Raw genomic sequence first — 6312 nt, forward strand, 5'->3', positions numbered from 1 at the left:
GTGCCAGCCTGTTGCAGGGCGAATACGTGGCGCCGCAGAGCACACTGGAGCAGCAGATCGCGGCGATCTGGGCCGATGTGCTGAAGCTGGAAAGGGTTGGCCTGAACGACAACTTCTTTGAACTGGGTGGGCACTCGTTGCTGGCCACCCAGGTGATGGCGCGCCTGCAGATGGAGCTGGGCGTCAATCTGCCGCTCGGCCTGTTGTTCCAGGCCGCAGATCTGCAGACCTACGCAGCCATGATCAGTGGCCTGAATACCAATACCGATGCTGACCTGGATGACCTCCAGGACTTCATGAGCGAGCTTGAGGCAGTTTGAGATGCAAACAGATAACCGCAACATGGAACTGGTACAGCGCTTTATCGGGCTGCCTTCGGCGCAGCGCAAGCTGTTTCTGGAGAAACTTGCATCAAAAGGCATGAGCCTGGCTCAGCTCCCAATTCCGCAAACACGTCAGAACGCAGAATGGTTGCCGCTTTCCTATGCTCAGCAGCGGCAATGGTTTCTCTGGCAATTGGAGCCGCAAAGTTCGGCCTACAACATCCCAGCGGCCCTGAGATTCAGCGGCGAGCTGGACATCGCCGCTTTGCAGCGCAGCTTCGAGGTCCTGATCGGCCGCCATGAAATCCTGCGTACCACGTTCAGCCCCGAAGATGAGCAAGCGGTACAGGTTGTTCATGCAAGCTTGAAGTTCGAACTTGCCGTGGAATCTGTGGCGTCACAGGAGCCGGGCATCTTGCAAGCTTGCCTGGAAGCTGAGGCCCGGCAACCCTTCGATCTGCAGCATGGGCCGCTGTTGCGTGCCAAGCTGTTGAAACTCGCTCCCCAAGAGCACGTACTGGTGCTCACGTTGCACCATATCGTTGCGGACGGCTGGTCGATGCCGGTGATGGTCGAAGACCTGCTTCGGCTTTATGAGGGGGCCAGCCAAGGGCATGACATCCAGCTGCCCCCGCTGCCCATTCAGTACGCCGACTACGCCATCTGGCAACGAGCGTGGATGGAGGCCGGTGAAAAGGACCGGCAACTGGAGTACTGGCAAGCTCAACTGGGCGATGAACAGCCTGTGCTGGAGCTGCCGACAGACCGTCCTCGTCCGGCCCTCCATAGCCAGCAAGGCGCGCGGCTGGAAATCCCACTGCCTGCCGAGCTTACCTCCTCGCTCAAACGGTTGGCGCAGCAGCAAGGTGTTACACCCTTCATGCTGCTGCTGGCCAGCTTCCAGACGCTGCTGCATCGCTATTCGGGGCAATCGGATATACGCGTGGGTGTTCCCATCGCCAACCGCAACCGTGTGGAGACGGAGCGTTTGGCAGGCTTCTTCGTCAATACCCAAGTATTGCGTGCCGAGTTTGAGTTGAACATCACCTTTGCCGAACTGCTGGAGCAGGTCAGGCAGCGTGCCCTCGGTGCCCAAGCGCATCAGGACCTGCCGTTCGAGCAACTGGTCGAGGCGTTGCAGCCTGAGCGGAGCCTAAGCCTGAGCCCGCTGTTCCAGGTGATGTACAACCACCAGTCGCAAACCCGCCAAGACAGCGCTCGCAACCTTCCTGGCCTGGTGATGGAGGAACTGGCCTGGGGGAGCCATGTTGCCAAGTTTGATCTGGCACTCGACACCTTTGACCATGAGTCTGGCATCAGCGCAGCGTTGACCTACGCAACCGACCTGTTCGATGCACCTACCATCGAACGCATGGCCGCACACTGGGTGAACCTGCTTGCCAGTATCGTGACGCAACCGAACCAGCCTGTGGCGGGCCTGTCGATGCTTGACGGCCAGGAACTGCAACGCGTCCTTCGTGACTGGAACAGCACGCAGGCGGATTATAACGCCGATCAATGCATGCACCAGTTATTCGAGACCCAGGCAAAGGCAACGCCTGACGCACCGGCATTGCTTTTCGCTGAGCATGAGCTGAGCTATGCACAGCTTAACGAGCGTGCCAACCAGTTGGCGCACAGGCTCCGGCAGCAAGGCGTAGGTCCGGATGTGCTGGTAGGTATCGCCATGGAGCGTACCCCGGACATGGTCGTTGGCCTGTTGGCCATTCTCAAGGCCGGCGGCGCCTACGTGCCGCTTGACCCGGAATATCCGCAGGACCGCATTGAATACATGCTCGAGGACAGCCAGTCGATATTGCTGTTGTCCCAATCGCACCTGCTTGCGCGCATGCCCGAGGAGTTTCATGCCAGGACGTTGTTGCTTGACCAGTTGTCCTTGGCGTCCTACCCCACCACTGACCCGGTTTGCATCACACAGCCGGACAACCTGGCGTACAGCATCTACACCTCAGGTTCCACGGGTAAGCCCAAGGGCGTGCTGATCGAGCACCGCAACGTTACTGCGCTGATCGGCTGGGCACAAAGTGTTTACAGCCAGCAGGATCTGTGCGGTGTGCTTGCTTCCACGTCGATCTGCTTCGACCTGTCGGTATGGGAGCTGTTTGTCACGTTGTCGGCTGGCGGCTATGTGGTTCTGGCGGCCAACGCCCTGGAGCTGCCTCATCTGGCAGCCAAAGAGCGTGTGCAACTGGTCAATACCGTGCCGTCAGCGATCAAGATGCTGCACGAGACCGGAGGCTTGCCGGCTACCGTGCGCACTATCAACCTGGCCGGGGAAGCCTTGAAGCAGTCGTTGGTCGACGACCTGTACGCCACCGGGCATGTTCAACAGGTGTATGACCTTTACGGCCCTTCGGAAGACACTACGTATTCAACCTTCACGCTTCGTGCAGCCCATGGCAAAGCCAATATTGGCCGCCCCATCGCCAACAGTTCGGTCTATCTGCTGAGTGATGCTGTTGCGCCAGTGCCGGTGGGCGTGAACGGTGAACTTTACATGGCTGGGGCAGGCTTGGCGCGTGGCTATCTGGGGCGTCCGGGGCTGACTGCCGAACGTTTCATTCCAGACCCGTTCGACGAGCAGGGTGGCGGCCGCATGTACCGTACCGGCGACCTGGGCCGTTATCAGGCGGGAGGCTTGATTGAATATGTCGGCCGTATCGACCATCAGGTGAAAATCCGCGGTTTCCGTATCGAGCTGGGTGAGATCGAGGCGCAGCTACAGGCCCATGAGGCTGTACGTGAAGCGGTCCTGTTGGCGCAGGATGGCCCATCTGGCAAGCAACTAGTGGGTTATGTCGTGCCGGTTGATGAAGCGCTGACGGGCACGCCCGCGCAACAATCGACGCTGCGTGATGCATTGCGTTCCCGGCTCAAGCAAAACCTGCCGGAGTACATGGTACCGGCACAGTTGCTGTTCCTTGCCAAACTGCCATTGACCCCTAACGGCAAACTGGATCGCAAGGCGCTACCGCAGCCCGATGTCAGCCATTTCCAGGCCAGCCATGTAGCGCCCCGTTCGGAGCTGGAACGTGAAATTGCAGCGGTATGGGCCAGCGTGCTGAAGCTTGAAAAAGTGGGTATTACCGATAACTTCTTCGAGCTGGGCGGCGATTCGATCATTTCCTTGCAGGTGGTCAGCCGGGCGCGGCAGGCTGGCGTCCAGTTCACCCCGAAGCAACTTTTCCAGTACCAGACTGTGCAAGCACTGGCTACAGTTGCTACACGTGCCGACAGTATGGTCATCGACCAAGGCCCGGTTATCGGCACAACACCACTGACACCTATACAGCATTGGTTCTTCCATCAGCCAATGGCCCAGCCTGAACACTGGAACCAGTCAGTCGTGCTCGTGCCTGGTGAGAGCATCGATCCACAGCATATGAGAGCAGCGCTGCATGCTGTATTGCAACATCATGACGCCTTGCGTCTAGGTTTCCACCAGGCCGACGGAGAGTGGCAGGGTACCCACCATCAGGTCGATGCGCAGGCCGTTCTGTGGGACCGCGTGTTCTCTGACGTGGATGCATTCCTGGATACTGCTAATGAGGCGCAGTGCAGCTTCTCGCTCGGAGGGCCATTGTTGAGAGCGGTACTTGGCACTCTGCCTGATGGTTCCCAGCGGTTGCTGTTGGTGATCCATCACCTGGTTGTGGATGGTGTGTCGTGGCGCGTTCTGCTGGAGGATCTGCAACAGGCCTATCTGTCGACTTCCACCGGCCAGACAGTACAACTGCCGGCCAAGACCAGCGCTTACAAGGCCTGGGCAGAACGTTTGCAAACGCACAGTAAAAGTGTCGCCCTGAATCAGGAATTGAGCTACTGGCAGGCACAGTTGCAGAACGCTGACGATTACTTGCCATGCGATTATCAGCAAGGCGGCAGCCAGCAACGACACGCGGCATACGCCAGTACCAGCCTGGACGCTGAATGGACCCACAAGCTGCTGCACGATGCGCCGGCGGCCTACCGTACCCAGATCAACGACTTGTTGCTTACCGCACTGGTGCGCGTGGTGTCGCGCTGGACCGGTCGCCCTCAGGTGCTGGTACGCCTGGAAGGCCATGGCCGTGAGGATGTGTTTGACGACCTTGACCTGACGCGCACGGTCGGCTGGTTCACCAGCATTTACCCGGTGAAACTGGCTGCCCAGGCGCAGGTTGATGATGCGATCAAGACCGTCAAGGAGCAACTGCGTGCTGTGCCCAACAAGGGGATTGGTTACGGGTTGCTGCGGTACCTGGGTAGCGATGACAGCCGCCAGGTGCTTGAGAATCTTCCTGACGGCGAAATCGTCTTCAACTACCTGGGGCAGTTCGATGGCAGTTTCCAGGACGAAGGCAGTCTGTTCAAGCTTGCCAAGGAGCATGGCGGCAGCAATCACAGTGAACAGGCACCATTAGGAAGCTTGTTGTCATTGAACGGGCAGGTCTATGCTGGGGCGCTGAAGCTGGGTTGGACCTACAGCCGCGAATTATTCGATGCGTCTACCATCGAACGTTTGGCTGATGAATATGCCCGGGAACTCAAGGTGCTGATCGGCCACTGCTGTCAGGCAGTGAATCGCGGAGCGACGCCGTCGGACTTTCCGCTGGCCAGCTTGAGCCAGCAGCAACTCGACAGTCTCTCGGTCCCTGCTGGCGAAATCGACGACATCTATCCGCTGGCCCCGATGCAGCAAGGCATGCTGTTTCATTCACTGTACGAGAATGCCACCGGGAACTACATCAACCAACTGCGTGTGGATGTAGACGGGTTGGATGTGGAGCGCTTCAGGCACGCCTGGCAACAAGTGCTGGATGCTCACGATATCTTGCGTACCGGCTTCATTTGGCAGGGCGGCGTGGACCATGCAGTGCAGGTAGTGCGCAAGCACGTGGCGTTGCCGTTCAGTGAAAAGGACTGGCGCAGCACGCCAGTCTCGGAACATGCATTGCAGGTGTTGGCCGAAGGCGAGCGCAAGAGGGGCTTTGCGTTGGAAGCGGCACCGTTGCTGCGGCTGTTGTTGGTGCGCACCGCTGAGAACCGGCATCACCTGATCTGTACGCATCATCACATACTGATGGACGGCTGGAGCACTTCCCGGTTGCTCGGTGAAGTCCTGCAGCGTTATGCCGGGCATGTGGCTGCAACCCAGGCTCCGCGCTATCGCGATTACATTGCTTGGCTGCTGCGTCAGGACGCCACTGCTGCCGAAACCTTCTGGAAAGCCCAGATGGCAGACCTGCAAGAGCCTACGCGATTAGCCCTTGCAGCGCGCCTTGAAGCGCCAGAAAGCGCAGTTGGCCATGACATTCATCATCAAGTGTTTGATCGTCAGGAAACTGCAGCTATCGAGGGCTTCGCCCGCGCCAACCGTGTCACGGTCAATACGCTGGTGCAATCAGCCTGGCTGCTGCTACTGCAACGTTACACCGGCCAGCCTACAGTAGCTTTCGGGGCTACTGTGGCAGGTCGCCCGGCCGATCTGCCTGGGGTGGAAGAACAGATAGGCCTGTTCATCAACACCTTGCCGGTTATAGGTACACCGCGTGCCGAGCAAACCGTCGCAGAGTGGATTAGCCAGGTACAGGCAGGCAATCTGGCCGTACGTGAGTACGAGCATTCGCCGCTGAACGAGGTCCAGCGTTGGGCAGGGTTGAGCGGCGAGGCGCTGTTCGACAACGTGCTGGTGTTTGAGAACTACCCTGTTTCGGAGGCCTTGCAGCAGGGAGCACCTGAAGGGTTGCGCTTCGGTGAGGTGGCCAATAGCGAGCAGACCAACTACCCGCTTACAGTATTGGTGAACCTGGGCACGACGCTGTCGATCCAGTACAGCCATGATCAGGCGCAGTGGAACCGTCGCGCCATAACCCAACTGGCGGAGCATTTCGGGAATTTGTTGCGTGCCTTGACGCTTGACTCCCAGCAGGTAGTCGGCGATCTGCCGATACTGGGGCAGCAGGAGAGGGCATTGGTCCTCAAGGAT

The 6312-nt window shown here is 58.9% G+C and carries 2 protein-coding genes; both read left to right on the forward strand.

Annotation, left to right across the window (positions count from 1 at the left end; all coding sequences use genetic code 11):
• Positions 1 to 320: phosphopantetheine-binding protein (locus ABI582_RS28530; RefSeq protein ID WP_442120971.1), on the forward strand; the 320-nt coding region annotated here is incomplete at its 5' end.
• 1 nt (position 321) lies between these two features.
• The coding region (locus ABI582_RS28535) for an amino acid adenylation domain-containing protein (RefSeq protein WP_442120972.1) at positions 322 to 6312 on the forward strand (5991 nt) is incomplete at its 3' end.

It is taken from the genome of Pseudomonas sp. SAS7 (assembly GCF_052112345.1).
In the GTDB taxonomy this organism is placed as follows: domain Bacteria; phylum Pseudomonadota; class Gammaproteobacteria; order Pseudomonadales; family Pseudomonadaceae; genus Aquipseudomonas; species Aquipseudomonas putida_Q.